The organism is Pseudomonas saudiphocaensis (assembly GCF_000756775.1).
GTDB lineage: Bacteria > Pseudomonadota > Gammaproteobacteria > Pseudomonadales > Pseudomonadaceae > Stutzerimonas > Stutzerimonas saudiphocaensis.
In genome coordinates this window covers 1-26,038 of the sequence record NZ_CCSF01000001.1, presented here as the reverse complement: position 1 = coordinate 26,038, position 26,038 = coordinate 1, and the positions used below count along the sequence as shown (strand labels likewise).

Annotated in this window: 25 protein-coding genes and 2 tRNA genes; 16 read left to right on the top strand and 11 right to left on the bottom strand. The window is 59.8% G+C overall.

Annotated features, from left to right (window positions below):
- Positions 1–75: 75 nt before the first annotated feature.
- The 3 genes from BN1079_RS00140 (at position 76) to BN1079_RS00130 (ending at position 1,291) form a co-directional block, all read left to right on the top strand.
- Positions 76–540, top strand: a complete 465-nt coding sequence (locus BN1079_RS00140) for a hypothetical protein (protein WP_037021475.1) — start codon at positions 76–78, stop codon at positions 538–540.
- 108 nt (positions 541–648) lie between these two features.
- Positions 649–915, top strand: coding sequence for a YebG family protein (locus tag BN1079_RS00135; RefSeq protein ID WP_037021474.1), 267 nt, complete (start codon positions 649–651; stop codon positions 913–915).
- A gap of 127 nt (positions 916–1,042) precedes the next feature.
- Positions 1,043–1,291, top strand: a complete 249-nt coding sequence (locus BN1079_RS00130; protein WP_037021473.1) for a DUF3509 domain-containing protein — start codon at positions 1,043–1,045, stop codon at positions 1,289–1,291.
- 15 nt (positions 1,292–1,306) lie between these two features.
- Here the strand turns inward: BN1079_RS00130 and BN1079_RS00125 are convergent, their stop codons facing one another.
- The 4 genes from BN1079_RS00125 to BN1079_RS00105 all read right to left on the bottom strand — a co-directional run bounded on the left by BN1079_RS00125 (position 1,307) and on the right by BN1079_RS00105 (position 8,702).
- Positions 1,307–3,928 (bottom strand): LuxR C-terminal-related transcriptional regulator, encoded by a 2,622-nt coding sequence (locus tag BN1079_RS00125; protein ID WP_037021472.1) that lies wholly within the window; start codon positions 3,926–3,928, stop codon positions 1,307–1,309.
- A 242-nt stretch (positions 3,929–4,170) separates the two neighbouring features.
- Positions 4,171–5,532 (bottom strand): DUF1329 domain-containing protein, encoded by a 1,362-nt coding sequence (locus BN1079_RS00115; RefSeq protein WP_037021470.1) that lies wholly within the window; start codon positions 5,530–5,532, stop codon positions 4,171–4,173.
- 101 nt (positions 5,533–5,633) lie between these two features.
- A complete protein-coding gene (locus tag BN1079_RS00110; RefSeq protein WP_037021469.1) occupies positions 5,634–7,589 on the bottom strand; it encodes a DUF1302 domain-containing protein in 1,956 nt (651 codons plus the stop codon).
- A 555-nt stretch (positions 7,590–8,144) separates the two neighbouring features.
- Positions 8,145–8,702, bottom strand: a complete 558-nt coding sequence (locus BN1079_RS00105) for a hypoxanthine-guanine phosphoribosyltransferase (RefSeq protein ID WP_037021468.1) — start codon at positions 8,700–8,702, stop codon at positions 8,145–8,147.
- A 172-nt stretch (positions 8,703–8,874) separates the two neighbouring features.
- Between BN1079_RS00105 and upp the strand changes: the two genes are divergently transcribed.
- From upp to BN1079_RS00090, 3 genes are read left to right on the top strand one after another with little or no spacing between them, the layout of a single operon-like run.
- Positions 8,875–9,513: a uracil phosphoribosyltransferase gene (gene upp, locus BN1079_RS00100; protein WP_037021467.1), complete on the top strand. Its 639-nt coding sequence runs from the start codon at positions 8,875–8,877 to the stop codon at positions 9,511–9,513.
- Between the two features lie 2 nt (positions 9,514–9,515).
- Complete coding sequence (locus tag BN1079_RS00095) at positions 9,516–10,778, top strand: uracil-xanthine permease family protein (protein WP_037021466.1); 1,263 nt, start codon at positions 9,516–9,518, stop codon at positions 10,776–10,778.
- 41 nt (positions 10,779–10,819) lie between these two features.
- Positions 10,820–11,128: a YkgJ family cysteine cluster protein gene (locus BN1079_RS00090; RefSeq protein ID WP_037021465.1), complete on the top strand. Its 309-nt coding sequence runs from the start codon at positions 10,820–10,822 to the stop codon at positions 11,126–11,128.
- 47 nt (positions 11,129–11,175) lie between these two features.
- On the opposite strand, the gene BN1079_RS00085 is transcribed toward BN1079_RS00090, so the two are convergent.
- The 6 genes from BN1079_RS00085 to hemA form a co-directional block, all read right to left on the bottom strand.
- Entirely contained in the window at positions 11,176–11,694 is a 519-nt protein-coding gene (locus BN1079_RS00085) for an acyloxyacyl hydrolase (RefSeq protein WP_037021464.1), read from the bottom strand.
- Between the two features lie 86 nt (positions 11,695–11,780).
- The gene (murI, locus tag BN1079_RS00080; protein ID WP_037026520.1) at positions 11,781–12,572 is read right to left on the bottom strand and encodes a glutamate racemase; all 792 of its coding nucleotides are present in this window, start codon (positions 12,570–12,572) and stop codon (positions 11,781–11,783) included.
- Positions 12,565–13,320: a molybdopterin-synthase adenylyltransferase MoeB gene (locus BN1079_RS00075; RefSeq protein ID WP_037021463.1), complete on the bottom strand. Its 756-nt coding sequence runs from the start codon at positions 13,318–13,320 to the stop codon at positions 12,565–12,567. Before BN1079_RS00075 ends, murI begins: the two co-directional genes overlap by 8 nt.
- Positions 13,314–14,159, bottom strand: coding sequence for a peptide chain release factor N(5)-glutamine methyltransferase (gene prmC, locus BN1079_RS00070; protein ID WP_037021461.1), 846 nt, complete (start codon positions 14,157–14,159; stop codon positions 13,314–13,316). Before prmC ends, BN1079_RS00075 begins: the two co-directional genes overlap by 7 nt.
- A gap of 81 nt (positions 14,160–14,240) precedes the next feature.
- Positions 14,241–15,323: a peptide chain release factor 1 gene (gene prfA, locus BN1079_RS00065; protein ID WP_037021459.1), complete on the bottom strand. Its 1,083-nt coding sequence runs from the start codon at positions 15,321–15,323 to the stop codon at positions 14,241–14,243.
- Positions 15,320–16,588, bottom strand: a complete 1,269-nt coding sequence (hemA, locus tag BN1079_RS00060) for a glutamyl-tRNA reductase (protein ID WP_037021457.1) — start codon at positions 16,586–16,588, stop codon at positions 15,320–15,322. The genes prfA and hemA overlap by 4 nt, the downstream gene beginning before the upstream one ends.
- A 184-nt stretch (positions 16,589–16,772) precedes the next feature.
- Here hemA and BN1079_RS00055 point away from each other — a divergent pair, with 184 nt between their 5' ends.
- The 10 genes from BN1079_RS00055 (at position 16,773) to BN1079_RS00010 (ending at position 24,627) form a co-directional block, all read left to right on the top strand.
- Positions 16,773–18,500, top strand: a complete 1,728-nt coding sequence (locus BN1079_RS00055) for a tetratricopeptide repeat protein (RefSeq protein ID WP_037026519.1) — start codon at positions 16,773–16,775, stop codon at positions 18,498–18,500.
- 3 nt (positions 18,501–18,503) lie between these two features.
- Positions 18,504–19,124 carry a lipoprotein insertase outer membrane protein LolB gene (gene lolB / locus BN1079_RS00050; protein ID WP_037021455.1) on the top strand — a complete coding sequence of 207 codons (621 nt, stop codon included), beginning with the start codon at positions 18,504–18,506 and terminating at the stop codon, positions 19,122–19,124.
- A complete protein-coding gene (gene ispE / locus BN1079_RS00045; RefSeq protein ID WP_037021453.1) occupies positions 19,124–19,984 on the top strand; it encodes a 4-(cytidine 5'-diphospho)-2-C-methyl-D-erythritol kinase in 861 nt (286 codons plus the stop codon). The genes lolB and ispE overlap by 1 nt, the downstream gene beginning before the upstream one ends.
- 18 nt (positions 19,985–20,002) lie before the next feature.
- Positions 20,003–20,077 (top strand) — tRNA-Gln (locus BN1079_RS00040).
- A 46-nt stretch (positions 20,078–20,123) separates the two neighbouring features.
- Positions 20,124–20,198, top strand: a tRNA-Gln gene (locus BN1079_RS00035).
- Positions 20,199–20,280: 82 nt separating this feature from the next.
- Complete coding sequence (locus BN1079_RS00030; RefSeq protein ID WP_037021451.1) at positions 20,281–21,222, top strand: ribose-phosphate pyrophosphokinase; 942 nt, start codon at positions 20,281–20,283, stop codon at positions 21,220–21,222.
- A 122-nt stretch (positions 21,223–21,344) separates the two neighbouring features.
- Positions 21,345–21,965 (top strand): 50S ribosomal protein L25/general stress protein Ctc, encoded by a 621-nt coding sequence (locus tag BN1079_RS00025; protein WP_037021449.1) that lies wholly within the window; start codon positions 21,345–21,347, stop codon positions 21,963–21,965.
- Positions 21,966–22,002: 37 nt separating this feature from the next.
- Positions 22,003–22,587, top strand: a complete 585-nt coding sequence (pth, locus tag BN1079_RS00020; protein ID WP_037021447.1) for an aminoacyl-tRNA hydrolase — start codon at positions 22,003–22,005, stop codon at positions 22,585–22,587.
- Positions 22,588–22,633: 46 nt separating this feature from the next.
- Complete coding sequence (ychF, locus tag BN1079_RS00015) at positions 22,634–23,734, top strand: redox-regulated ATPase YchF (RefSeq protein ID WP_037021445.1); 1,101 nt, start codon at positions 22,634–22,636, stop codon at positions 23,732–23,734.
- A gap of 167 nt (positions 23,735–23,901) precedes the next feature.
- Positions 23,902–24,627, top strand: coding sequence for a DNA-3-methyladenine glycosylase (locus BN1079_RS00010; protein WP_037021443.1), 726 nt, complete (start codon positions 23,902–23,904; stop codon positions 24,625–24,627).
- Between the two features lie 195 nt (positions 24,628–24,822).
- On the opposite strand, the gene BN1079_RS00005 is transcribed toward BN1079_RS00010, so the two are convergent.
- Positions 24,823–25,833 (bottom strand): zinc-dependent alcohol dehydrogenase family protein, encoded by a 1,011-nt coding sequence (locus BN1079_RS00005; protein WP_037021442.1) that lies wholly within the window; start codon positions 25,831–25,833, stop codon positions 24,823–24,825.
- Between the last annotated feature and the right edge of the window lie 205 nt (positions 25,834–26,038).

The window sequence follows — 26,038 nt, the reverse complement described above, 5'->3', positions numbered from 1 at the left end:
GATGTCTCTGACTCCACGAACAACGAGGCCCCCAATGCTTGACTGGAAAGGCTCGCCACATTCAGGCCGCCCGGCATGGTAGTCGGCGCACTGCTTATCGTTACCTGGCTGATCCTGCTGATCCGCTATCCTCTGCGCGCGCTGCCGATTTCCCTGGGCGCACTGCTGGGTCTGGGCCTGGTCGCCCTATGGGTCATCTGGCAGGAACAGCACGAAGCTCGGCTGTTGGGCCAACTTGAGCTGAATCTGGTTTACGCACCCGATGCCTGCCCTGCTGCCCGGCCATTACAAGTCACCCTCGATAACCACAGCCCCGAGCCTTTACGCAGCCTGCGCTGGAACGTTGCAGCCCGCTCTCCCGGTTCGTCGCTGAATCTGGTTGCCTCCAATTACGATGCGCCGCAATACAGCGGGCCTGGTGACCTCCAGCCTGGGGAGCGCTGGCAGTCGTGTGTGCCATTGCCCACACTGCGAGCGGGATACCGCGCCAGCAGTCTGGAATTCCGCGCCGAACGCCTGCAGGGACACTTCGCCAACTGATGCTGGAAGCGCTCTACGCTTTGCCATGCGAGCGAGGCGCTTTCAATCTCCTGCCAAGCGCCTTATGCTGTATAAAAACCCAGTATCAACATAGACCCGAGGTAGTGGATGGCCGTTGAAGTGGTGTACCGCAGTAGCCGCGATCTGGAGCGTTTATTCATGGATAAAGCCGAAGCCGATCGTCACGACAAGATGCTCGAGCTCGCCGAAACATTGGCGGCCGTTCTGCAACAAGCGGCGCCGTCACTGAACGAGCAGCAGGCCGAAGATCTCGGCATCTACATGGCACGGCACCGAGAGCTGTTCGCCAAAGCCTTCAGGAACAATCCCGAAGCGCTGGCTGAGCTGCCCAAGCCAGATGATGCGAGCAACTGAGAGGCCGTATGGCTGCAACACCCGGCGCGAACCTGCTTCCCTTTGCCGCAGCGTGCTCTTTTCGAAGGGCGAAACTAGCCTCGGCCACTCAGGTCCATTGAAGGCAATTTTCAATGGGGCACTTCAAATGGAAAATCCCTTTAAACGAATCAGTGACGTATTCCAGCCGGACTACAACGTCAATTTCTGCATCGAGAAACCCGACGGCACTATCCTGCTGACGCTTACTGATGCAGCCGGAGTGGCGGTCAAACGCTTTATCAGCGCCAGCCAGTGGCGCGACCAGCAGCAGTTGGAGCAACTGATCACCAGCCTGCACTACTGCCTTGCCATTGAGCGGGGCCGGGAACTGCCACGCGACTCCATCGCCGTCTGAGCCGAGTCTCGCGTTTTAGAGCCAGCCCAGCGCCTTGGCCCGCGCTACCGCCTGGGTGCGGCGCGCGACCCCCAGCTTGGTGTTGATGCGCCGCGCATGGGTCTTGACCGTATGCAGAGAAATGAACAGCTGCTCGGCAATTTCCTGATTCGAGCAACCCTGGGCGATCAGCCGCAACACGGCGAGTTCGCGGTTACTCAGCATCACCTCATCGCCGACCGCCAGAAGATCATCCGGCTCACGCTCGAACTGTAGCAACCGGTCCCGCAGGCGCTCTCCTTTGCCAGCCGGCAAGATCCGAGCGAGCCAAAGGGGCTGGCGGTGCTGAAGCTCGTAGAGGGGCTTGACCAGCTGTTGCTTCACTGCCTCCCCCAGAGCCTTGCGCAATTCCAGCTCCGCCTCATCATGCTGCCCATCGAGCTGTAGCGCTTCGGCGAGCGTGAAGCGACATTCACAGGCGAGGCCCAGCCGCTGCATTCGCAAGTTCTGCTCGATCAGTTTGCGCAAGGCCTCGATGGCCGGTGCACAACGACCAGCCAGCATGTCGATGATCGCGAGATAACGCTGCACCCGCGGCAGCAGTTCGTAAAAGCCTGAAGGCGCGAGATAAGCGTGCCCTTCGTAGAGTTCCAGCACCTGGTGGAGCACGCTACGGGCCTTTCTCAACTGCCCCTGATGCAGCCAAGTGAGCCCCGTGATCAGCAGCAAAATCCCGCGGAAACGGGCTTCCGGCACGTGTCTCCACTGGGTCAGGCGCTCGGCCTCGCGCAGCCAGTGATAGGCGCTGGGAAACTCCTGATTGCGCGCGGCCAGCTCGGCCAACCCCACGTAGCCAAAAAAGGTATAGGAGTCGCCGCAGGTTTCAGTCTCGATCCGGCCTTGCTGAAAGGCTTCCCGCGCCGGTTCGTCCAGCCCCTGATAAGCCAGCAGATGCCCTTGCAGCAGCTTTAGGCGACCAATGATCGGGCTATGTCCGACACTGTCGCGCAACACCATAAGCGACTCATCGAGCACACCCACGGCCCGCTCGAATTCTCCGGTCATCTCCAGCAACTGGATACGGTCCACGCTGAGCATCATCTCGTAAAGCACGCTGCCCTTGCGCCGTGCCAGCTTCATTCCTTCGCTGTTGTACTGCTGCGCCAGCTCCAGCTGGCCTTCGGCCATTGCCTGCTGGCACAACGCCTGGTAGCACAGGACACGCTGCGCCCAAGCATGATCCGACAATACCTCCAAGGCCTGCAGACAGTAATCCCGGGCTACCGGCTCACCACGCAAGCGCGCCAGAAAGCCACGTAATGCCTGCCACTGGGCCAGCAGCTGGGCTTGCCTGCGCGCATCGGGCTGTGGGAAGAACTTCGCCAGATCGGTCAGGCACTCATCCACCTCATCGAGCCGGGCCGAAACGATCAAGGCCCAACCCTGCAGCACGATCAAGCGGGTGGTACTGGCGAACAGATCTTGCGGCAGCTCGCTGCGCCACTTCATGAAGTGCGAAACGTTGTCGCCAATAAGTAGTTGCTCCTGGCCATAGCGCTGCAGATAGCTGGCCGCCACTTCAGGCTGCCCCGCCCACAGCGCATGCTCCACCGCATCGCGCATCTCGCCACGATTGGCAAACCATTGGCAGGCTCGCAGATGGGTCTGAGTAGGCGACAGCGCCTCTGGCATGCGTTGCAGCATCAAAGCCACTGGGCGCCATAGACGAAACCATTCCCCACAGTTGTCGATCTGGCGGATAAACAACTGGAAGGTCTTCAGCACGTCGAGAATGTTGCTACCGACCCCATCGAGCACATGCTCGCAGAGCTGTGGCGAAAAGCGCGGCAGCCGCGCCAGGGCATAAAGTGCCTGACAGATCTCCTCGCTCTGCCCGTCCAGCACCTCGCGCTGGATGTAGTCTCTGAGCAACGGCGTGCCGGCTAGCAGGCGCTCGCGTACGGCCTGCTCATCGGCATTGAATAAAAGCAGACTGACGCCAGCCAGCCAGCCTTCGCTCCCGGCCAGCAATTGCTTGAACGTATCTTCGGTAAGATCCAGCCGATGCGCCTTGAGTAGCTGCCGAAGCTCAGCCGAGGTCAACGCCAGTACCTCACCCTGCAATTCGAAAAGGTCACCCTGCAGCAACAACCGAGGCAGCTTCCAGGCAGGCTGCCGCCTACTACTGACCCACCAACTGACGGATTCGGGACCTTGCTCAAGGAGCATGTCGAGACAGGCATCGAATTCCGGCGCTGCTTGTCGAGGATAGTCGTCAAGGAAGATCCACAAGGGCTGCCGGTATTCGCTCAGTAAGCGGATCAGATCCTGGCAGGGATCATCCGTCGCCATCGGTGAAGCGCCCAGACAGCGACTGAGCTGCGCATACAAGGCTTCTGCAGAAAATGCGCGCCCCCCTAGATCCAGCCAGACCAGATGCGTATCGGCAGGCACTCGCCGGGCACACTCGCTAAGCAGCACGCTTTTGCCAAACCCCGCAGGTGCGCAAATCAGCCGCAACCGGCAACGGGCCTCCAGCAGGGCTTCCACCAGACGCAGTCTGGGGATATACGCTGGCGGCAGGCGTGGAATCGTCGCGACCTGTACCTGCGCAGCGGCTTCCGTGCTGAGCGCACCGATATTGAAGCTGGCGGACATGGGAGGCTCTCTTGTTCTATCAATCCATGAGAATGCAGTGAAAACGCAGCCGCATGGAATCTTGAGGCCCTGGCGTTGCGCTTTCCGGCCCATAACGCTGCACGATTCCGGACCTTTTGTCGACTTGCTGAATGCCAGTGAGCTTATTCATCCTGAATAATGGCAAAAAACCATTATTCTTGTTGCACCAAATAAAAAAGGCGGCCATTTGGCCGCCTTCCTTCACTTCAGAGTGTTTTCGATCAACGCACCCCGGCGTTACGCAATGCGGCGGGTGTGAAGTCCCGCGCCGAAGCACGATGGCCGTAGGCCCAAGGCTTCTCTTCGTTGGCCATGCCGATGGCGATGTAGCGACCCGAAATGATGTCATACAGCGCTTCGAGTGCGTACGCCTGAGCCTTGTGCTGGTAGTACTGCAGCATATGGGCCTCGCCTACACGCCACAGTTGGCCGCGACCGTCATAGAGTTCCGACTGCACGATGGTCCAGCTGTCTTCATCAATGAAGAAGCGACGCTTGGCGTATATATTGCGCTCGCCGTTCTTGAGCGTTGCCTCGACTTCCCAAACGCGGTGCAGCTCATAACGTGCCAGGTCCTGGTTGACGTGACCCGCCTTGATGATGTCGCTGTACTTGATATCGCTGGAAGCGATCTCATAGCTATTATAGGGAATGTACATCTCCTTTTTGCCGATCAGCTTCCAGTCGTAGCGATCCGGCGCGCCGCTGAACATGTCGAAGTTGTCAGTGGTACGCATACCATCGGACGCGGTACCCGGACCGTCATAGGCAACCTGCGGGGCACGGCGGACACGGCGCTGGCCGGCGTTGTAGATCCACGCCTGACGCGGCTCCTTCACCTGATCCAGCGAGTCGTGTACCAGCAGCACGTTACCGGCCAGACGCGAGGGTGCAGTTACGCGCTGCTTGAAGAACAGCAGCGCATTCTTGGCCCGCTCGGGATCCAGGTCTGTCATTTCCGACGGGAAAGCCACCTCGTCCTCGAAATGCACCATGGTGTAGCTGCCGTTTGTTTGCGGCGTAGCCTGGGTGATATTGCGGCGCACGTTTCCGCCGCGGTAGCGGGTGATGTGGTTCCACATCACTTCCAGGCCGTCCTTCGGAATCGGGAACGCGTAGTAGCGGCTGTCGGTGAAATTGCTCACCCCGTTACCGCCCTCGACCAGCTCGGTATTAGCCGCGCTCTTCTTGGCTGCCTCGTAAATCGCATCCGGCACCGCAGTGGTGCGATGAGTCGGGAATACGCGAATCTTGTAGGTATCCGGATAACGCTGGAACATCGCCATCTGACCTGCGGTGAGCTTGTCCTTGTACTGCTCGGCGTTTTGCGCAGTGATAACGAACTTTGGTTGCTCATCCTTGAACGGGTTGGTCAGGTGGCCATTCTTGAGCGGTGCGGCATCAGTAGCCAGACCACCGTTCCAGGCAGGGATGGTGCCATCGGCGTTACCCGCCATCTCGGCGCCCAGCGGCGTAAGCGATGTCCCTAGCTTGGCCACTTCTTCCGGTGAAACGGCAGCCATCACGCTGCTTGCCAGCAGCGAGAGGGCCAGGGCGCTGAACAGTTTTCTTGTTGTTTTCATAAATTTGCAGTTCCTCTAGATCTTGTTTGGCCGCAGCCTTGCTTATACCTGCATCCGCCGATGCGCCTTCATTGGCACACCGGCAGGGATAGCAAAGGCTCTTAGAAGTTCACGCCCACGCTGAAGGCGAGGAAGTCACGGTCAACCAGCGTGTTGTAATCGCCCCCGAAGAAATCGGTGTAGGACAGGCTGGCGGTGTAGGTGTTCTGGTAGACGGCATCCAGACCAACGCTGACAGCCTTGGCACCTTCGTTGAACAGGCCGTTGGGGCCGTAGCCATCGACGTCGTGGGAGAAGGTGATATTGGGTGTCAGGTTTACACCGGCGAATACACTGTTGTAGTCAGCCAGTGCGCGCAGGCGGTAACCCCAGGAGTTGGCAGTGGTGAAGCCATGATCGCCATAGCGAGCCATTGAGGTTTCATTCGGGTCGACGGCGCTTCCCGTAATGCCATAGATCGGATCCCGACCATAGCGGTTCTTGCTCTTGCTCTCTAGACCGCCGACATGGGCAAAACCAACCTCGCCCACCAAAGTCAGGCGCGAAGCGCCGAGGACTTGATCAAAGAAGTGGGTGAAGGTGGTCTGGATCTGAGTGATTTCCTTGCGGTCATAACCGCGCTGAATGGCACCTGGAGCGGTGATCGCATTGGCCAGAGCCAAGGTCATTTGCTGTGTATTGATCTGAACCGGTGCGTTCGGGCGGTAGCTGAGTTCGCCCTGCCAGGCAGTACCAGTGGGCAGTACAGTTGAGAAGCTCAGACCATAAAGGCGGATATCCTCAGGGTAATCCATGAAATACTGACCGTTACCGACCGCCACGGCAGCACCCGCCAAGGTTTGGGCTTGCGCCCCCAACTCCTCATTGTAGCCAACGTTGCCGGGGGCACCGAAGCCCCCCGCTCCCCAGTAACCTTGAGACTGAAACCAGCCCAACGCGCCCCCCGGATGCATGCTTGCACCTATTGCGTTATAGATGCTCTGCATAGCAGGCCCAATCCCAGCCAGCGCTTCTGCATCCGCATTCTGCACGCTAAGGAAAGGCGTGCGGCTGTGGTAATTCATAAAATAGGCGCCATACTCAGTATTGTCACCCTGCCAGCGCAAGGCCAAGCCCCACTGTCCATCGTCGCGAGCGGTATTGTCCTTACCGCGACGAACCATCATCCCTTCTGGGCTATAGCTCAGGCCGACGTCAGAAGTACCTAGAGGCGCCAGAGCGGCAGCCAACTGCGATTCATTCAGCGCGTCCACCCCGCCTAGCAGGCCGAGCAATTCGCTATTGAGGATATGGTAATTGTCATTACAACCATTGGCTGCCACATCAGCCGTCGAAAAGAACGTGCCGCAGTTATCGACGATGGTTTGCTTCCAGCTCAGCTGGTAGAAGGTTTCCATACTCAGCCGATCGGTCAGACTTTGGGACAGATACACCATATTGACCGGGATCAGGCCTTCCTTGATTTCCGCACCAGGGCGGCGGAACGCGGACGCATCGACCGGGTTGATCGAGTTGATGGAGTTGCCGATAAAGGTGCTCTCACCCCAGCTCACCACCTGTTTGCCGACCCGCACGGTACCCGGCAGGTCGCTGATGGAATAGTTGTGGTAGAGGAAGGCGTCGAGGATCTCGGCACCGGAGGCTTTTGCCGCCTGCTTGCGGCCCTCGTCGCTGATGTCCTTGAACAGACGGCTCTCGTCCTTCAGTTCGAAGTCGTACCAGTACTTGCCACGAACAAAGGCGCCGCTATCGCGATAGCGCAGCTCAAGGTCATGCACACCCTTGAAAATCTTGGAGAAGGTCTCTCCCTTCTTGAAGTTCAGCCGACCATCATCGCCGGTCTGGGTATAGCCAGTACCACCGTTAGCTTCACCGACCAGGTCCATATCACGATCAGCCATGGACCAGCTGGCACCAACAGACATGGACGAGTCGAACTGCCCCTCAAGCTCCCCGATATTGAAATTGATGGCATAAGCCGGTGCAGCAGTGCCCAGCGCGACGGCAAGGGCCAATGTCTTGGGCTGGAAAAATCCTTGCCTTGTTGTTTTTGTCATGAGGCGCTCCTGGTTGGTTCAAAGTACGCTCCACCCTAACCAGACGGCGACAACCGGTTAAGCGCACTAAGGTTTGATTTGCCATGTAATCCTTTAGTGCTAATAACCCCACCAGCAAAGGGCTTCGAGGGTGTTCGACACAACAGCGCCGTCGCACTCGCCGCCAGGCTATCGAAGAGATTAGCCGCCAACAGCGGCTACGCAAGCGCCGAAATAGAGCCTTTGCAGCCCCCACATGATGAAAATCGGGGAATCGTGTCTTTATCGGCGCCCTTCGGGGGCTGCGACAGCAGGAAGTGTCTGCCAGGCAATACTTTGGCAGGAGAGGCACGCGCCCCGGAGCGTTACCGAGGTGCGAAACTTGAGACGAAAGGAAACAAAGGCCGAGCGAGGAAGACAGGCGCCAGCCTTCGTGGGAACGGGCCATGCCCGTGAAGGGATCCCACGCCACTGTGTGGCATTGTTCGCGGGCATGGCCCACTCCTACCGCGAAGCGTTAGCACCTGCACGGAAAAGCTCGCGGACAGGTCCGCACCTACAGTGTAGGAGGTCGGCTTACAGCCCTTTCACCGCAAAGATACCCGGTGCATTACGCCAATAGCCCTTGTAGTCCATGCCGTAACCGAACACATAGCGATCCGCACAGTTCAGGCCAACGTAGTCGGCCTTCAGATCCGGGCGAGCCTTGCGCTGGTGTTCCTTGTCCACCAGTACAGCGGTATGCACGGCGGCAGCGCCGGCATGACGGCAGAAGTCGATGATGGCGCCGAGGGTATGCCCCTCATCGAGAATGTCGTCGATGATCAGTACGTCGCGATCGATAAAGGAGATTTCCGGCTTGGCCTTCCAGAACAGCTCGCCACCACTGGTTTCATTGCGATAACGCGTGGCATGCAGATAGGACAGCTCCAACGGAAAGTTCAGTCTGGGCAGTAGTTTGCCGGAAAAGATCAGGCCGCCGTTCATTACACAAAACACAACGGGATTACGCTCGGCCAGGTCAGCATTGATCCGACTAGCGACTGCGTCAATGGCGGCCTCGACTTCGGCTTCAGCGTGAAGGCAGTCCGCTTCGGCCATGACTTGGCGGATATGTGCAAGATCGACGGACATGAGGATGCTCCAGAACGGTAATTGGGCGCATGCAACCGGCTGGCTGCCTGTACGAGGGGCGCGACGATACCGATGCCGGGACAGGCAGAGCAAGTGCCTTTCGACACATAAATAGCCGCCCCCACCGGGATGCATTAATCTACGCCGGTTTATTCGCCTGCCGGAGCCCGCCATGCCCATTCAAGAGATTCGCCATCCGCTTATTCGCCACAAACTTGGACTGATGCGTCGTGCCGATATCAGTACCAAGAACTTCCGCGAACTGGCCCAGGAGGTCGGATCGATTCTGACATACGAAGCGACTCGCGACATGCCGCTGGAAACCTACAGCATCGATGGCTGGTGCGGCCCGGTTCAGGTGGAAAAGATCTCCGGCAAGAAGATCACCGTGGTGCCCATTCTGCGCGCCGGCATCGGCATGCTAGATGGCGTGCTCAGCCTGATTCCTGGCGCCAAGGTCAGCGCTGTGGGTATCGCGCGCAATGAGGAAACTTTGCAGGCCCACACTTATCTGGAGCGTCTGGTGGACAACCTCGACCAGCGCCTGGCGATGATCATCGACCCCATGCTGGCGACGGGCGGCTCCATGGTCGCGACCATCGATATGCTGAAGAAGGCCGGCTGCAAGGAAATCCGCGCGCTGGTATTGGTCGCCGCCCCCGAAGGTATCAAGGTAGTGGAACAGGCCCACCCGGACGTCATCATCTATACCGCCTCGATCGACGAGCGGCTGGATGAGCACGGTTACATCGTGCCCGGCCTCGGCGATGCCGGCGACAAGCTTTTCGGTACCAAGCAGAAGGACGTCTGAACATGTCGCAAGTCATGGAAGAGCCCCTCGGCCGGCAGGTTATAGCCGGCGCGCAGATGCTATTCGTGGCGTTCGGTGCTCTGGTGCTGATGCCACTGATCACCGGCATGGATCCCAACGTGGCACTGTTCACGGCAGGTATCGGCACCCTGCTGTTTCAGCTCGTCACCAAGCGTCAGGTTCCGGTTTTCCTGGCGTCGAGCTTCGCCTTTATCGCGCCGATCATCGCTGCCAAGGCCGACTTCGGCCTGCCAGCAGTCCTCGGCGGCGTGGTGGCAGCGGGGCTGGTTTATGTGCTGATGGGCTTTGCGGTACAGCTGCGCGGCCCTGGCTTTATCGACCGCCTGCTGCCGCCAGTGGTTATCGCCCCGGTCATAATCTCCATCGGCCTGGCCCTGTCGCCGGTCGCGGTGAATATGGCGATGGGCAAGGCCGGCGATGGCAGCGCGCAGCTGATCCCCTACGAAACGGCCATGATGATCTCAATGCCGGCACTGGTGACGACTCTCCTGGTGGCAGTGATGGGTCGCGGTCTGTTTCGCCTGGTGCCGATCCTGGCAGGAGTCGCGGTGGGCTACGGCCTGTGCTTCGTCTTCGGCGTGGTCGACACCAGCGGCATCGCCGCCGCGCCTTGGCTGGCCATGCCGAATTTCGTCGCTCCGGAATTTCATTGGGGCGCGATTCTGTTCATGGTCCCCGTGGCACTGGCGCCGGCCATTGAGCATATCGGCGGCGTAGTTGCGATTGGCGGGGTTACGGGCAAGAACTTCATCAAGAAGCCCGGCCTGCACCGCACCCTGTTGGGCGATGGCCTGGCAACTTCTGCAGCAGGACTGTTTGGCGGGCCGCCCAACACCACCTATGCAGAAGTAACCGGCGCGGTGATGCTGACCAAGAACTACAACCCGAAGATCATGACCTGGGCTGCCGTGTTCGCCATCGTCCTGGCATTCATCGGCAAGTTCGGCGCGGCATTGCTGAGCATTCCGGTACCCGTGATGGGCGGCATTCTCTGCCTGCTGTTCGGCTCGATCGCAGTGGTCGGCCTGAGTACATTGATCCGCCATCAGGTGGATCTGTCGGAGGCACGCAACCTCATCATCGTCTCGGTAACACTGGTCTTCGGCATTGGCGGCATGGTGGTTGGCCATGGCGAGTTCAGCCTCTCCGGCATTTCGCTCTGTGCCATCATCGCGCTGGTGCTTAACCTGCTGCTGCCAGGCGGCGGGGGCTGGAAAGCCAAGCAGCTCGAAGAGAGCGACTGATCGGGGTTCAGAGCCAGTCTGCGAAGGCGTAGACTGGCCGCATGCCCGATCTCATCCCCCACCGGCAGCTGAGCGCCAACCGCGTCAGCTGCAGCACCTGCGCAGCATGCTGCTGCCGCCTCGAAGTCATGCTGATCAGCGATACCGGGGTACCGCAGCGCTTCATCGATGAAGATGCCTGGGGCGGTCAGGTAATGCGTCGCCTCGATGATGGCTGGTGTGCAGCACTGGATCGGGACAGCATGCGCTGCACCATCTACGAGCGGCGGCCACTGATTTGTCGGGAGTTCGAACTGGGATCGGAAGACTGCCTGGAGGAGCGCAAGGGCTCTGAGTCCGCCTATCAATAGCGCAGGGCTGGCGGCAGGCTAGCTGCCATACCGCCAGTTTGTGAATATCAGAAAGACATCCGGTAGTGCAGCGAGTAAGTCTCTATGCCGTCGTTGGGGCTTTTGATCCCGGCGTTGGAATAGTGAATCGCGCGCAGGCCCAGCTCATGCCCGCCAGCGAAGCGCAGACCGGCACCGATGCGGTCCTCGAACTGAAATGACGAGCCCAGGTCCTTATCTTCCACCTTGGTGTTCTCGAATGCGGCAACACCGATGCCCAGCTCCACGTACGGCTTGACCGACTCCCCGGCGAACTCATAGACGAACACCGGCGCCAGCGAAATGCTGTGGTTGGTCGAAGTCTTGTCACCTTCCCAGTAGGTGTAACCGACATCCCAATATCCGGTGAGCCGCCCTACACTGCTCTGAAACCAGCTGCGATTGAAATCGAACTGTGCACCGAGACGAAAAGTGGACGTCGACTCACCAGTACGACCGACAGCAGCGGTCAGATCCAACGCGTGAACGGCAGCCACCTGACCCAACGACACTGCCGCAACCACAGCAAGGGAGATCAGCTTCTTCATCAGATTTTCCTTATCAAAATTAGGCATCACTTTGTTGTTGTTCGAACGTCACACCCAATACAGAAAGCAAGCACAGCGCGGAGTTCCTACCCAGGATAGTAGGTAACCGCCGCGCCCTCCCCCCAAAGTATTGGCAGTACTTCCACCAGTCGCTGAGGTTCACCAGTGCTCCAGAACCGCGTGTTGGGTTCGCCGCCCGCCAGTTGATTGCGCGCCGCCAGCACCGCTTCGAGCTGACGCGCCACTGCTGCGCCAGTATCTACCAGAGTGACGGTCGAGGGCAGTATTTCAGCCAGCAACGGCTTGAGAAACGGGTAATGCGTGCAGCCGAGAATCAGTGTATCGCAGCCCTGTTCGAGCAGAGGCTGGACAAAAGTCTCAAGCAGTGCCCGGGTGGCCGGGGCGCTCAGCTCACCCGCCTCGATGCATTCGACCAACCCGGGACAAGGCTGGGTGATAACCCGGACATTACTTGCAAAACGATCCAATAGCGCCGCAAAACGGGCGCTTCGCAACGTTCCGGTAGTGGCCAGCACACCCACCACGCCGCTGCGGGTCGCCTGCGCGGCCGGTTTGACCGCAGGCTCCATGCCCACCAGCGGAATCTGCGGATACAGCTCGCGCAATTCGGCAATGCCAGCGGCAGTTGCGGTATTGCAGGCCAGCACCAATGCCTTGGCGCCCTGCTCCAGCAGAAAAGCAGCAATCGAGCGGCAACGCTCGCGGATGAACTCCGGGCTTTTCTCGCCGTAGGGAACATAGCCACTGTCTGCCAGGTACAACAACGACTCACGCGGCAGGCGCAGGCGAATTTCGCGCAGCACTGACAGCCCGCCGACGCCGGAATCGAAGACGCCGATGGGCGCATTCTCAGCCATGCTGCGGCCCACAGACCGCGCAGGCTGGGTCACGCTTGACCTTCAACTCGCGGAAACGACTACCCAAGGCATCTACCAGCAGCAAACGGCCCACCAGCGGCTCGCCAAAACCAGCCAGAAGCTTCAGTGCTTCAAGCGCCTGCAAGCTGCCGATCACACCCACCACCGGACCGAGCACACCTGCCTCGCTGCAGGTCAGCTCTGCTTCGCTGCCATGGCCGTATAAACAGTGATAGCAAGGGCTGCTCTCGACACGCGGATCAAAAACCGTCAGTTGCCCTTCCAGACGAATCGCGGCACCACTGACCAGCGGCTTCTTCGCCGCCACGCAGGCGGCATTCATGACCTCACGGATGGCGAAGTTGTCGGTACAGTCCAGCACCAGATCGACCTGATCGACAACTGCGCCGATACTCTCCGCATCCAGCGCAACGCGATGCGGCACCAATTTGATCAACGGGTTGAGCGCCGATAGCCGTGCAATGGCCGAATCCACCTTGGGCAGGTCAACCGAGGCTGTTTCATGCACGATCTGCCGCTGCAGATTGGTCATATCGAGGCTGTCGAAATCGGCCAGGTGCATTTCGCCAACGCCGGCGGCGGCGAGATACAACGCCACGGGCGAGCCCAGCCCTCCCAGCCCGACGATCAGAACGCGGCTCTGCTTGAGCTTCAGCTGGCCGTCGATATCGACCTGCTTCAACAAGATTTGGCGGCTGTAACGCAGCAGCTCGTCGTCACTCAACATTCATTATTTCCCCTGTTCCGTCGCCCGAGACTGATGCGTTCGTGACCGCCGTAATCGCGCCGACTTTCAACCGCCACGAAGCCGCCCTCGCTGAGCAACGTCCGCACCGCCTCGGCCTGATCATAGCCATGCTCCAGCAGCAACCATCCGGCGCTCTGCAGGTGAGCCGGTGCCTGGACGATGATGTGCCGAATGTCATCCAAACCATCTTCGCCGGCTACCAGCGCACTGCCGGGCTCGAAACGCACATCACCCTGGGATAGATGCGGGTCGCCAGCTCGTATATAGGGTGGATTACTCACGATCAGATCGTAACGCTGCCCCTGCAACGCGGAAAACCAATGGCTCTGGTGAAAGCGCACATTATGCAGGCTCAGTTGCCGGGCGTTGCGTTCCGCCAAGGCGACGGCCTCGGCGACGCGGTCCACCCCGGTTGCCTGCCAAGCCGGACGCTCTCTGGCCAGCGCCAAGGCGATCGCACCAGTGCCGGTGCCAAGATCCAGCACCTGGACGGCGGTCGCCGGGAGTAGTTGCAACGCAGTCTCAACCAGCAACTCCGTATCTGGCCGAGGGATCAAGGTGTGCGCCGCGACTTCGAGATCGAGATTCCAAAACCCCTGACGCCCGAGAATATAGGCCACAGGTTCGCCTTGGCGACGACGCTGCAGATAGCCCGCAAAACGCTGGCACTGCTCGTCGGTAGGCACGCGCTCTGGCCAGGTGCGCAAATAGCTGCGCGGCTTATCCAGGGCATGAGCAAGCAATAGCTCGACATCCAGCCGAGGGCTCGACGAGTCGGGCAGGTTGCTGTCGTTCAGCAAGGATTCGATGGTGGGCATAACGTTGGGCCTCACGCGGCAAGCCCCGGACTACAAGGCGCCTGGCATCCAGCTCCTGTGGCCTGAGATCGGTCTCTGCGGTTAATCGCCCAGGGCTGCCAGCTGGTCGGCCTGGTATTCCTGCAGCAACGGCTCGATGATTTGCTCCAGCGCACCACCGACCACTTCACCCAGGGAATACAGGGTCAGATTGATGCGGTGATCGGTCACCCGCCCCTGGGGAAAGTTGTATGTACGGATCCGCTCGGAGCGATCACCGGAGCCGACCAGCAACTTGCGGGTATCGGAGATTTCCTTGTGCGCGGCGCTGTCCTGCACGTCCTGCAGCTTGGCCGCCAGCCAGGACATGGCGCGCGCACGGTTCTTGTGCTGCGAACGTTCTTCCTGACACTCCACCACAATGCCGCTGGGCAGGTGGGTGATGCGCACCGCTGAGTCGGTCTTGTTGACGTGCTGACCACCGGCACCGGACGCGCGATAGGTGTCGATGCGCAGGTCAGCCGGATTGATCTCGATGGCAATCTGCTCATCAGGCTCGGGCAGCACCGCCACCGTACAGGCCGAGGTGTGAATACGGCCCTGCGATTCGGTTTCCGGCACGCGCTGAACCCGATGCGCGCCGGATTCGAACTTCAGCTTGGCGTATACGTTGTCGCCTTCGACTCGCGAGATCACTTCCTTGTAGCCACCGTGTTCACCGGGACTCTCGGAAAGAATCTCGACCCGCCAGCCCTGCCGTTCGGCATAACGCGAGTACATGCGAAACAGGTCGCCGGAAAAGATCGCCGCCTCGTCACCACCAGTGCCGGCACGAATCTCGAGGAAGACGTTACGGCCGTCCTTCGGATCTTTTGGCAGCAGCATGCGCTGCAGGCGTGCCTCGACTTCCCCGAGCTGAGCACGGGCCTGCTCGACTTCCTCTTCAGCCATCTCGCGCACATCCGGATCACTGTCCTTGAGCAGCGCCTGAGCGCCTTCGAGGTCGGACTGCAGCTTGAGGTATTCGCGGTAGGCATCGATGACCGGCTCGATCTCGGCGTACTCGCGCGAGTAGGCGCGGAAGCGCGTCTGATCGCTGATCACTTCGGCATCGCCGAGCAGCGCCGTCAGCTCTTCAAAGCGATCCTGCAGGATGTCGAGTTTGTTTAGCAGCGACGCTTTCATGGTTTGCCCGTATGGTCTTGCAGGGCGAAAAGCTCCTGAACGATGCCCAGTGCTTCCACGCGCCCTTCGGCAGAGAGTTTTTTCAACTGCACACTGGGAGCGTGCAGCAACTTGTTGGTCAACCCGCGCGCCAACTGGACGAGGACATCCTCGGCACTGCTGCCGTTGGCTAGCAAACGCTGGGCCTTGCTCAATTCATCGTCTCGAATCTGCTCTGCCTGTTGTCGAAAGGCTTTGAGCACATCCACCGCCGCCAGCTCACGCAGCCGCACCATGAAATCATCGGTGCCGGCGGCGACCAGCTCCTCGGCCGCCATGGCTGCGCCCTGCCGGCTCTTGAGGTTTTCGGCTACCACTTCATGCAGGTCGTCGACGGTATAAAGGTAGACGTCTTCCAGCTCCCCCACCTGCGGCTCGATATCCCGCGGCACAGCGATATCGACCATGAACATGGGCTTGTGCTTGCGCTTTTTCAGCGCCTGCTCGACAGCGCCCTTGCCCAGAATGGGCAGCTGGCTGGCGGTTGAGCTGATGACGATGTCGCAGTTGTACAGCTCTTGCGGAATATCGGCGAGCAGGATGGCGTGCGCCCCGAATTGCTCAGCCAGCGTACTGGCTCGCTCCAGGGTCCGGTTGGCAACCACGATACGCTTGACGCCCTGCTCATGCAGATGGCGCGCGACCAGCGTGATGGTTTCGCCAGCGCCAATCAGCAGGGCCTGACTGCGGTCCAGATTGGAAAAGATCTGCTTGGCCAGGCTGACGGCGGCAAAGGCAACCGAAACCGGGTTCTCGCCGATGGCAGTATCGGTACGGACGGTTTTTGCAGTGCTGAACGTGGCCTGGAACAGGCGCCCCAGCAATGGCCCAAGGCTCCCCGCCTCGCGCGCCACGGCATAGGCGGACTTCATCTGACCGAGAATCTGCGGCTCGCCAAGCACCATGGAGTCCAATCCGCAGGCGACGCGCATCATGTGTCGCACCGCCTGCTCATCAACATGAACGTAGGCGCAGGCCTTGAGTTCTTCAATGTTCAGATTGTGGTATTCGGCAAGCCAGGCCAGAACCTGCCCGGCTTCAGCTTCATCCTGCTGCAGATACAACTCGCTGCGGTTGCAGGTCGACAGGATGGCCGCCTCGCGTGTCGGAGTCACACGACACAATTGCTGCAGCGCTTCGACCATCTGCTCAGGTGTGAAGGCCACACGCTCACGCACATCCACCGATGCGGTCTTGTGATTGATGCCAAGCGCGATGAAAGCCATGCGGGGGTCGTTGATTCCAAAACAGAACGCGGGATTCTCCTACTTCGCCTGCTTCAGAACAACCGTTGACCTCAATTGTCTGTACTGCATCGTTCCAGCCAAATCGCCTTGCGAGCCCGCCCCATGTGCTTGCCTGACGGCTTGTGTCATCATGCCGCGACCGCAGATCAACCCCGTATTCCCTATGAATAAGCTTCTCGTCCTCAGCGCCGCCCTGTTTCTCAGTGGTTGCCAAAGCCTTTTGCAAAGCGCTCCCGAAAGCAGCCCGCCGGTCGAGGAGTCGATGCCCGAGCCTGCGACAATCGGTCCCGACGAATATGCGTCCTTCAGCAGAGACACCCTGTATTCCCTCTTGGTGGCCGAGCTAGCCGGGCAGCGTAATCGTTTCGATATCGCCCTGAACAACTACGTCCGCCAGGCCAATGCGACTCAGGATGCCGGCGTCGCCGAGCGCGGTTTTCGTATCGCCGAGTATCTGGGCGCCGAGCAGGCAGCACTCGATACCGCGATGATCTGGGCCAGCAACGCTCCGGGCAACCTTGAGGCACAGCGAGCCGCCGCCGTTCAGCTGGCGCGCGCCGGTCGCTATGAAGAGTCCCTGGAATTCATGGAAAAGGTCCTGCAGGGCCAGGGTGACACCCACTTTGACTTCCTCGCCCTGTCAGCTGCCCAGACCGGCCCGGAGACCCGTGCCGGCCTGCTGCAAAGCTTCGATCAACTGTTGGCCAGGCATCCCGGTAATCCGCAGCTGACATTCGGCAAAGCCGTGCTGCTGCAGCAGGACGAGCGCATCGAAGAAGCGCTGGCCCTGCTTGAAGAGCAATCCACCGACCAGCAACAGATTCCGTCGACACTTTTGCAGGCACGCTTGCTGCAGATTCTCGACCGCGGCGACGAAGCCGTCCCGCTCCTGGAAAAAAGCCTGCGGCGGCACCCCGAGGACAAGCGCCTGCGCCTGACCTTTGCACGGCTGCTGGTAGAGCAGGAGCGTCTCGACGATGCCATGGGCGAATTCGCCACGCTGGTTCAGCAATATCCCGGTGACGACGACCTGCGCTTCTCCATGGCGCTGGTCTGCCTCGAGGCTCAGGCCTGGCGCGAAGCGATCGTCTATCTGGAAGAATTGATCGAACGCGGCAGCCATGTCGATGCCGCCCAATTCAACCTGGGTCGTGCCTGGCGCGAGCTGGGCGAACCGGAGCAGGCCCTGGCCGCTTTTGCCCAGGTCAGCCCCGGCAATGAATACCTGCCCGCGCAACTTCTACAGGCCGAATTACTTTTCTCCCTGGGCCGCAACCAGGAGGCCTCGCATATGCTGACCCGCGCCCGCGAACAGCAGCCTGATTACGCGATCCAGCTGTATCTCATCGAGATCGAAGCACTTTCCGGACAACAGCGGACCGATCAGGCCTGGAAGCTGACCGAACAGGCCCTAGAGGAGTTTCCCGACGACCTCACCCTGCTCTATACCCGCGCCATGGTTGCCGAGAAGCGCGGAGATCTGAAACAGCTGGAACGGGACCTGCGCTTTATCATCGAACGCGAACCGGACAACGCCATGGCCCTTAACGCCCTGGGCTACACCCTGGCCGACCGCACGGAGCGTTACAGCGAAGCCTTGGAACTGATCGAGCAGGCCTTTGCATTGAACCCGGACGACGCAGCAATTCTCGACAGCCTCGGCTGGGTGAATTACCGCCTGGGTAATCTGGAAGAAGCCGAAGCCCAGTTGCGCCAGGCCCACCAGCGCTTTCCCGACCACGAGGTCGCGGCCCATCTAGGTGAGGTGCTCTGGGCCGCCGGCAAACGGCGCGAGGCGCGTGCGATCTGGGCACAGGCCCTGAAGGAACAACCGGACAGCCCGATCCTGCGTGAAACCCTGCAACGCCTGACTGGCTCGGAGAAACCCTGACCCATGCTCCCCATGCGAAACTTGCTGCTGCCGCTACTTGCCCTTCTGCTAGCCGGTTGCGCCGGCCTTGGCCCGCAAGAATCCGTTCAAGGCCCCGGCAACCCTGAAGACTGGAAATCCCACAAGGCGCGGATCAGCCACATCGATGGCTGGCAAATCAGTGGCAAGATCGGCATTCGCGCACCACAGGACTCCGGCAGCGGCACCCTGTTCTGGCTCCAGCGCCAAGACTATTTCGATATCCGCCTCTCCGGCCCGCTGGGTCGCGGCGCCACCCGCCTCACCGGCCGATCAGACGCTGTGACCCTGGAAGTCGCCGGACAGGGCCGTTTCGAGGCGCAATCACCGGAAGCGCTGGTTGAAAGCCAGCTTGGATGGCAACTGCCGGTTTCCAATCTGCTCTGGTGGATTCGCGGGCTACCGGCACCTGATAGCCGCAGCCGTATCAGCCTCGATCACAACGGACGGCTGGCGACACTGCAGCAGGACAACTGGGACGTTCAGTACCTCGCTTACGAGGAAGAAGACGGTCTCGCCCTGCCGTCGCGCATCAAGCTGGAGGGTCGCGATCTGCAAATCACTCTAGTCATCAAGGACTGGCAGCCACGCCAGCTCGGCCACTGATGAGCACGCTCCGCCTGCCCGCCCCGGCGAAGCTCAACCTGATGCTGCATATCACGGGTCGCCGCGCCGATGGCTACCATGAGCTGCAGACGCTGTTCCAGTTTCTCGACCATGGTGACGAGCTGACCTTCACCCTGCGCAACGACGGACAGATACGCCTGCATACCGAGCTGCCCGGCGTCGATCACGACAGCAACCTGATCGTCCGCGCCGCCCGCCTTCTGCAATCACGCAGTGGCTGCCCCTTGGGGGCCGATATCCAGCTGCTTAAACGGCTGCCAATGGGAGGCGGAATCGGCGGCGGCAGCTCCGATGCTGCGACCACCCTTCTAGGGCTAGACCATCTCTGGCAGACCAACATGGGCGAGGACTGCCTGGCTCGGATCGGACTGGAGCTTGGTGCCGATGTCCCGGTATTCGTCCGCGGCCGCGCAGCCTTTGCCGAAGGTGTTGGCGAACGTCTGCAGCCGGTGGAATTGAGCGAGCCCTGGTATCTGGTCATCGCGCCGCAAGTCTCTGTTAGTACAGCGGAAATATTTTCCGACCCAGAGTTGACACGCAATACCCCGGCCATTACAGTTCGCAGCCTTCTTGCAGGGGGTGGTCATAACGACTGCCAGCCGGTCGTAGAAAAGCGCTTTCCGGAAGTCCGTAACGCTTTGAACTTGCTGAACAAATTTGTTCCAGCAAAAATGACTGGCACTGGAGCTTGTGTGTTTGGAAGCTTTCCAAACAAGGCCGAGGCTGATAAAGTCTGCCGCCAGCTTCCAGCCGACATGCCTGGTTTTGTAGCCCAAGGACGCAATATTTCGATGTTGCACCGCAAGCTCAAAGAACTGGAGCAGGAAGTGAATGCCTAGCATTCGGTTGTACGATACAGGGGCGTCGCCAAGCGGTAAGGCACCAGGTTTTGATCCTGGCATGCGTTGGTTCGAATCCAGCCGCCCCTGCCACAACCCTCAAGGGTACGTACGATCAAGCAGCAATATGTTTTTCCACAGGGGCGTCGCCAAGCGGTAAGGCACCAGGTTTTGATCCTGGCATGCGTTGGTTCGAATCCAGCCGCCCCTGCCATACACTTGAGAGCTGTTCAAAGAGCCCGGCCTTTTGAACAGCTTTTTGTTTCATCGGACCCACCCTCAGGCAGGTACTGCGCGTGTCCAAGATGATGGTCTTCACGGGGAACGCCAACCCCGATCTGGCCCGGCGTGTCGTACGTCAGTTGCATATCCCCCTCGGTGACGCCTACGTCGGAAAGTTTTCCGACGGCGAAATCAGTGTCGAAATCAATGAAAATGTTCGCGGCAAGGACGTCTTCCTGATCCAGCCGACCTGCGCGCCGACCAATGACAACCTGATGGAACTGGTGGTAATGGCTGATGCCTTCCGCCGCTCCTCGGCTACCCGTATCACGGCTGTCATTCCCTACTTCGGTTACGCCCGCCAGGACCGTCGTCCGCGTTCGGCTCGCGTACCGATCAGTGCCAAGGTTGTGGCCGACATGCTCGATGTAGTGGGCGTCAACCGCGTCCTTACCGTCGACCTGCACGCCGATCAGATCCAGGGCTTCTTCGACATGCCCGTAGACAACATCTACGGCTCGCCGGTCCTGGTCGATGACATCCAGGCACAGCGTTTCGAGAACCTGATGATCGTCTCCCCCGACATTGGCGGCGTGGTTCGCGCCCGTGCGGTGGCCAAGGCGCTGGGCGTGGATCTGGCGATTATCGACAAGCGTCGGCCCAAGGCCAACGTGTCGGAAGTCATGCACATCATCGGTGATGTCGAGGGCCGTACCTGCATCCTGGTCGATGACATGGTCGACACCGCCGGCACCCTGTGCCACGCCGCGGCTGCACTGAAAGATCACGGTGCAGAGAAAGTTCTGGCGTATTGCACCCACCCGATTCTGTCCGGTCGCGCCATCGAGAACATCGAAGGCTCGATCCTCGACGAACTGGTGGTGACCAATACCATTCCGCTGTCGGCTGCCGCCCAGTCCTGTAACCGTATTCGCCAGTTGGACATTGCGCCAATGGTGGCTGAGGCGGTTCGCCGCATCAGCAATGCTGAATCGATCAGCGCGATGTTCCGCTAGGCCAAAAGCCCAGCGCTCGCGCAGAGCGAAAATGTGCCCCGTCTTACTGCGGGGCTTTATCCAACCGCCCGATAGTGCTGGTCGCAAGCACATCGGGCGCGTTGCTATCCTGGAGAAACACAATGACTGACTTCAAACTGGATGCCCAAGAGCGTTCCGACCTGGGGAAAGGTGCGAGCCGCCGCCTGCGTCGTAACGCCAACCTCGTACCGGCCGTGATCTACGGTGGCGAAGCTGCGCCGCAATCGATCAGCCTCCTCGCCAAAGACCTGGCCAAGATGCTGGAAAACGAAATCGCGTTCAGCAACATCATCACGCTGAACGTCGATGGCAAGAGCCAGGACGTGGTGATCAAGGCGCTGCAGCGTCATCCGGCCAAAGGCTTCGTTCTGCACGCTGACTTCCAGCGCGTTATCGCTGGCCAGAAGCTGACCGCTACCGTACCGGTACACCTGATCAACCAGGAGACCTCCATTGGCGTCAAGCAGCAGGGTGGCGAAGTCTACCTGAACCTGCCAGACGCTGAAGTGACCTGCCTGCCGCAAGACCTGCCGGACTTCATCGAAGTCGACATCGCCAACATGGAAGTCGGCCAGGTTCTGCACATGAGCGACCTGAAACTGCCGCAAGGCGTTGCCTTCGTTGCTCTGCAGCACGGTAGCGACCTCCCGGTCGTCAACATTCACGCACCACGCGTGAACAAAGATGATGACGCCGAGAAAGAAGAAGCCGCTGACGAGTAATCCACTCGCAGCTTGCTGAATAGGAAGGGCCTCTGTCGTGACTGCCGTACAACTGATCGTTGGCTTGGGTAATCCAGGTCCCGAATACGACCAGACCCGGCATAACGCAGGGGCCCTTTTCGTTGAGCGTCTGGCCGCCGCCAAAGGCGTCAACCTCAGCGCCGATCGCAAGTACTTTGGCCTGGTCGGCAAGTTTCGCCATCAGGGCGAAGATGTCCGCCTGTTGATCCCCACCACATTCATGAACCGCAGCGGTCAAGCGGTGGCGGCACTGGCTGGCTTTTACCGAATTCCTCCCGAGTCCATCCTCGTTGCCCATGATGAACTCGACATGCCCCCCGGCGTCGCCAAGCTCAAACAGGGCGGTGGGCACGGCGGGCACAATGGCCTGCGCGACATCATCGCCAGGCTCGGCAATCAAAACAATTTTCACCGTCTGCGGCTGGGCATCGGCCATCCCGGACACAGCAGCTTGGTTACCGGCTATGTGCTGGGTCGCGCTCCCCAGTCAGAACGCGAAAAGCTGGATGCCAGCATCGATTTCACCTTCGATGTACTTCCGGAAATCCTGACTGGCGACTGGACGGCCGCGATGCGTCGCCTGCACAGCCAAAAGGCTTAACAGCTCCTCACCTTTTTCGATTCATCTGCGCGAGGGTTCACCACTCATGGGATTCAATTGCGGCATCGTCGGCCTGCCCAACGTCGGCAAGTCCACCCTGTTCAACGCCCTTACCAAGTCCGGTATCGCTGCAGAAAACTTCCCCTTCTGCACCATCGAGCCGAACAGTGGCATCGTGCCGATGCCCGACGCCCGCCTGGCGGCGTTGGCGGAAATCGTCAAGCCTGAGCGCGTGCTGCCCACAACCATGGAGTTCGTCGACATCGCCGGCCTGGTGGCCGGCGCTTCCAAAGGCGAAGGCCTGGGCAACAAGTTCCTCGCCAACATCCGCGAGACCGATGCCATCGCCCACGTGGTGCGCTGCTTCCAGGATGACAACGTCATCCATGTGGCCAACTCGGTCGATCCCAAGCGCGACATCGAGATCATCGACCTGGAGCTGATCTTCGCCGACCTCGACAGCTGCGAGAAACAACTGCAAAAGGTCACCCGCAACGCCAAGGGCGGCGACAAGGAAGCCCTGGCGCAGAAAGCGCTGCTGGAAAAGCTGATTCCCCACTTCACCGAAGGCAAGCCGGCACGCACGCTGCTGCGTGACATGAGCGCCGAGGAGAAGCAGATCGTCCGCGGCTTCCACCTGCTGACCAGCAAGCCGGTCATGTACATCGCCAACGTTGCCGAAGACGGCTTCGAAGACAATCCGCTGCTGGACATCGTGCGCGCTATCGCCGATGAAGAAGGCGCCATCGTGGTCCCGGTGTGCAACAAGATCGAAGCGGAAATCGCCGAGCTGGATGACGGCGAGGAGAAGGACATGTTCCTCGAGGCCCTCGGCCTTGAAGAGCCGGGTCTGAACCGCGTGATCCGCGCCGGTTACGAGCTGCTCAACCTGCAGACCTACTTCACCGCTGGCGTGAAGGAAGTCCGCGCCTGGACCGTCAAGGTCGGTGCCACCGCTCCGCAGGCCGCCGGCGTGATTCACACCGACTTTGAAAAAGGCTTCATCCGCGCCGAAGTCATCGCCTACAACGACTTTATCCAGTACCGGGGCGAAGCCGGCGCCAAGGAAGCCGGCAAATGGCGTCTGGAAGGCAAGGAGTACATCGTCAAAGACGGCGACGTTATGCATTTCAGATTTAACGTCTGACCAAAGTTACTCGAGTCAGAAAGCCCCGCACATGCGGGGCTTTTTGCGTTCTAGCGATAGGCAAAGCCTGGCTCCACCCATCGGGCATCGTGGTAATTACCGTCGACACTGGAGATTCGTTCCGCTTATGCGGTCGTAGAGGGAGACTTGCTGACAATGGAGTAATGATGGACAGTCTTGCCGAGCCACAGCATAAACATCTGGACGATGCCTTCTTCGACCGGGACGCCCAGCTCGTCGCACGCGAGCTGTTGGGGACAGTGATTCGCCACTGTGTAGACGGCCTGTGGCTATCAGCTCGTATTATCGAAACCGAGGCCTACTATATCCACGAGAAGGCCAGTCACTCCTCACTAGGCAACAGCCCGTCACGACGAGCCATGTTCATGCCCGCCGGGCACCCCTACCTCTATTACTCGCGCGGCGGAGACTCACTGAACTTCAGTGTTCAGGGCGATGGCAACGCCGTATGCATCAAAGCCGGTTATCCCTGGGTCGATACGATTTCCTCCGAAGCATCCCTGGAACGCATGCTCGCCAACAGCCCTGCAGCCGCTGGCGGCGTGCGCGCACTTACCCGTCTTTGCTCCGGCCAGTCGCTATTGTGCAAGGCGCTGGGGCTGACCGTCGTCGAATGGAATGCGAAACCTATGGACCCGAGGCGGCTGCGTATAGATGACATCGGTGCGCGGCCCGATATCATCCAGACAACCCGCCTTGGCATTCCGCCAGGTCGCGATGAGCATCTTCCCTACCGTTTCGTCGACGCCGGCTTCGCGCCACACTGCACCCGTAACCCGCTGCGCCGTGGTCAGCGTGAAGGCGAAGATTACGTATTGCTTCAGCACAGCAAGATTTCTGGTTTGTGTGGGGCTGAGTCGACGCTGACCTGAGCTGGAATGCCAGCCGCTGGGAGCGGCGGGTTACGACGGTTTCAAAAACTTGAACCCGTCGCTCTCTGAACGGCGCTTTCTTGCAATCAAAAAAGCCCGATACGTTGTATCGGGCGTCTTGGTTACTGAGCTAATCGACAGTGAGCAAGCCCGTTTCAGGACCAGGGTTACCTAGCGATCAGGAAGCAATCCTGCTTAGATATCGAGGCAGATTTTACCGAAGTGACGATTACTTTCCTGATAGCGGAACGCCTCAACAATTTCGTCCAGCGGGAAATGGCTATCGATAACCGGACGCATGCCATTGGCATCGATAGCCCTGATCATCTCCTGCTGCTGGGTACGGTTTCCAACCAGCACACCCTGCAGGCGCAACTGCCGTGTCAGCGCAGTAACGATGCCCAGCTCCCCGGCGACGCCGGTAAGGATGCCAATCACAGAAATATGCCCACCAATACGTGCCGCAATCATCGACTGCTCCAGGGTCGCGGGCCCGCCTACCTCGATGACGTGGTCAACGCCCCGATCATTGGTTAACTCACGCACCTTCTCGCCCCAGTTGGGCGTACTGCGATAGTTGATCAGGTGGTCGGCCCCCATGGCCTTCAGCCGCTCCAGCTTCTCGTCCCTGGAAGAGGTGGCAATCACCGTCGCGCCGGCCATTTTGGCGAACTGAAGCGCGAAGATCGAAACCCCACCGGTACCTTGGATAAGAACGCTGTCCCCAGGCTTCAGCGAGTCGTCAGTCATCAACGCGCGCCAGGCGGTCAGACCGGCCGTAGTAAGCGTTGCAGCCTCAGCATGACTCCAACCCTGGGGCGCCCTGGTAAAAGACGTGGCACGCGCCGTAACGGCTTCCCGAGCATAACCATCGACACCGTCGCCCGGTACCGTTCCAAAACCTTCCTGCTGCGGCTCACCGTCGAGCCAGTCAGGAAAAAACGTACTCACGACCTGATCGCCTACGGCAAACTCGGTGACGCCCTCACCTACGGCAACCACCTCTCCGGCACCGTCTGCCATGGGAATCCGCTGCACACTCGGCCCCCACATGCCGCTGACGACGGCAAAGTCATGATAGTTGAGGGAACTGGCACGCAGCCTTACGGTAATTTCACCAGCCTCTGGCGCCGCCGCTTCGCTACTGCCGATAACGACATTGTCATAGCCGCCGCCCGGCTTGAGATAGATGGTTTTATACGACATGAATCTGACTCCTCCGGAAGGTCGATTTTTCAGGCTCGCACGAGCAACCTCAGACCTTAGCACTCCCCGGCGAGCAGAGCATCGGTACTTTCGCGGCGCACCTTAATGGCCGGAACACCGAACGAAGCAACCATCTGCACATGAGCTGGCATGGCCAGGAGTGAATTTCTTCCGCACAAAGACAAACCCCCGACCCTCTTTCGAG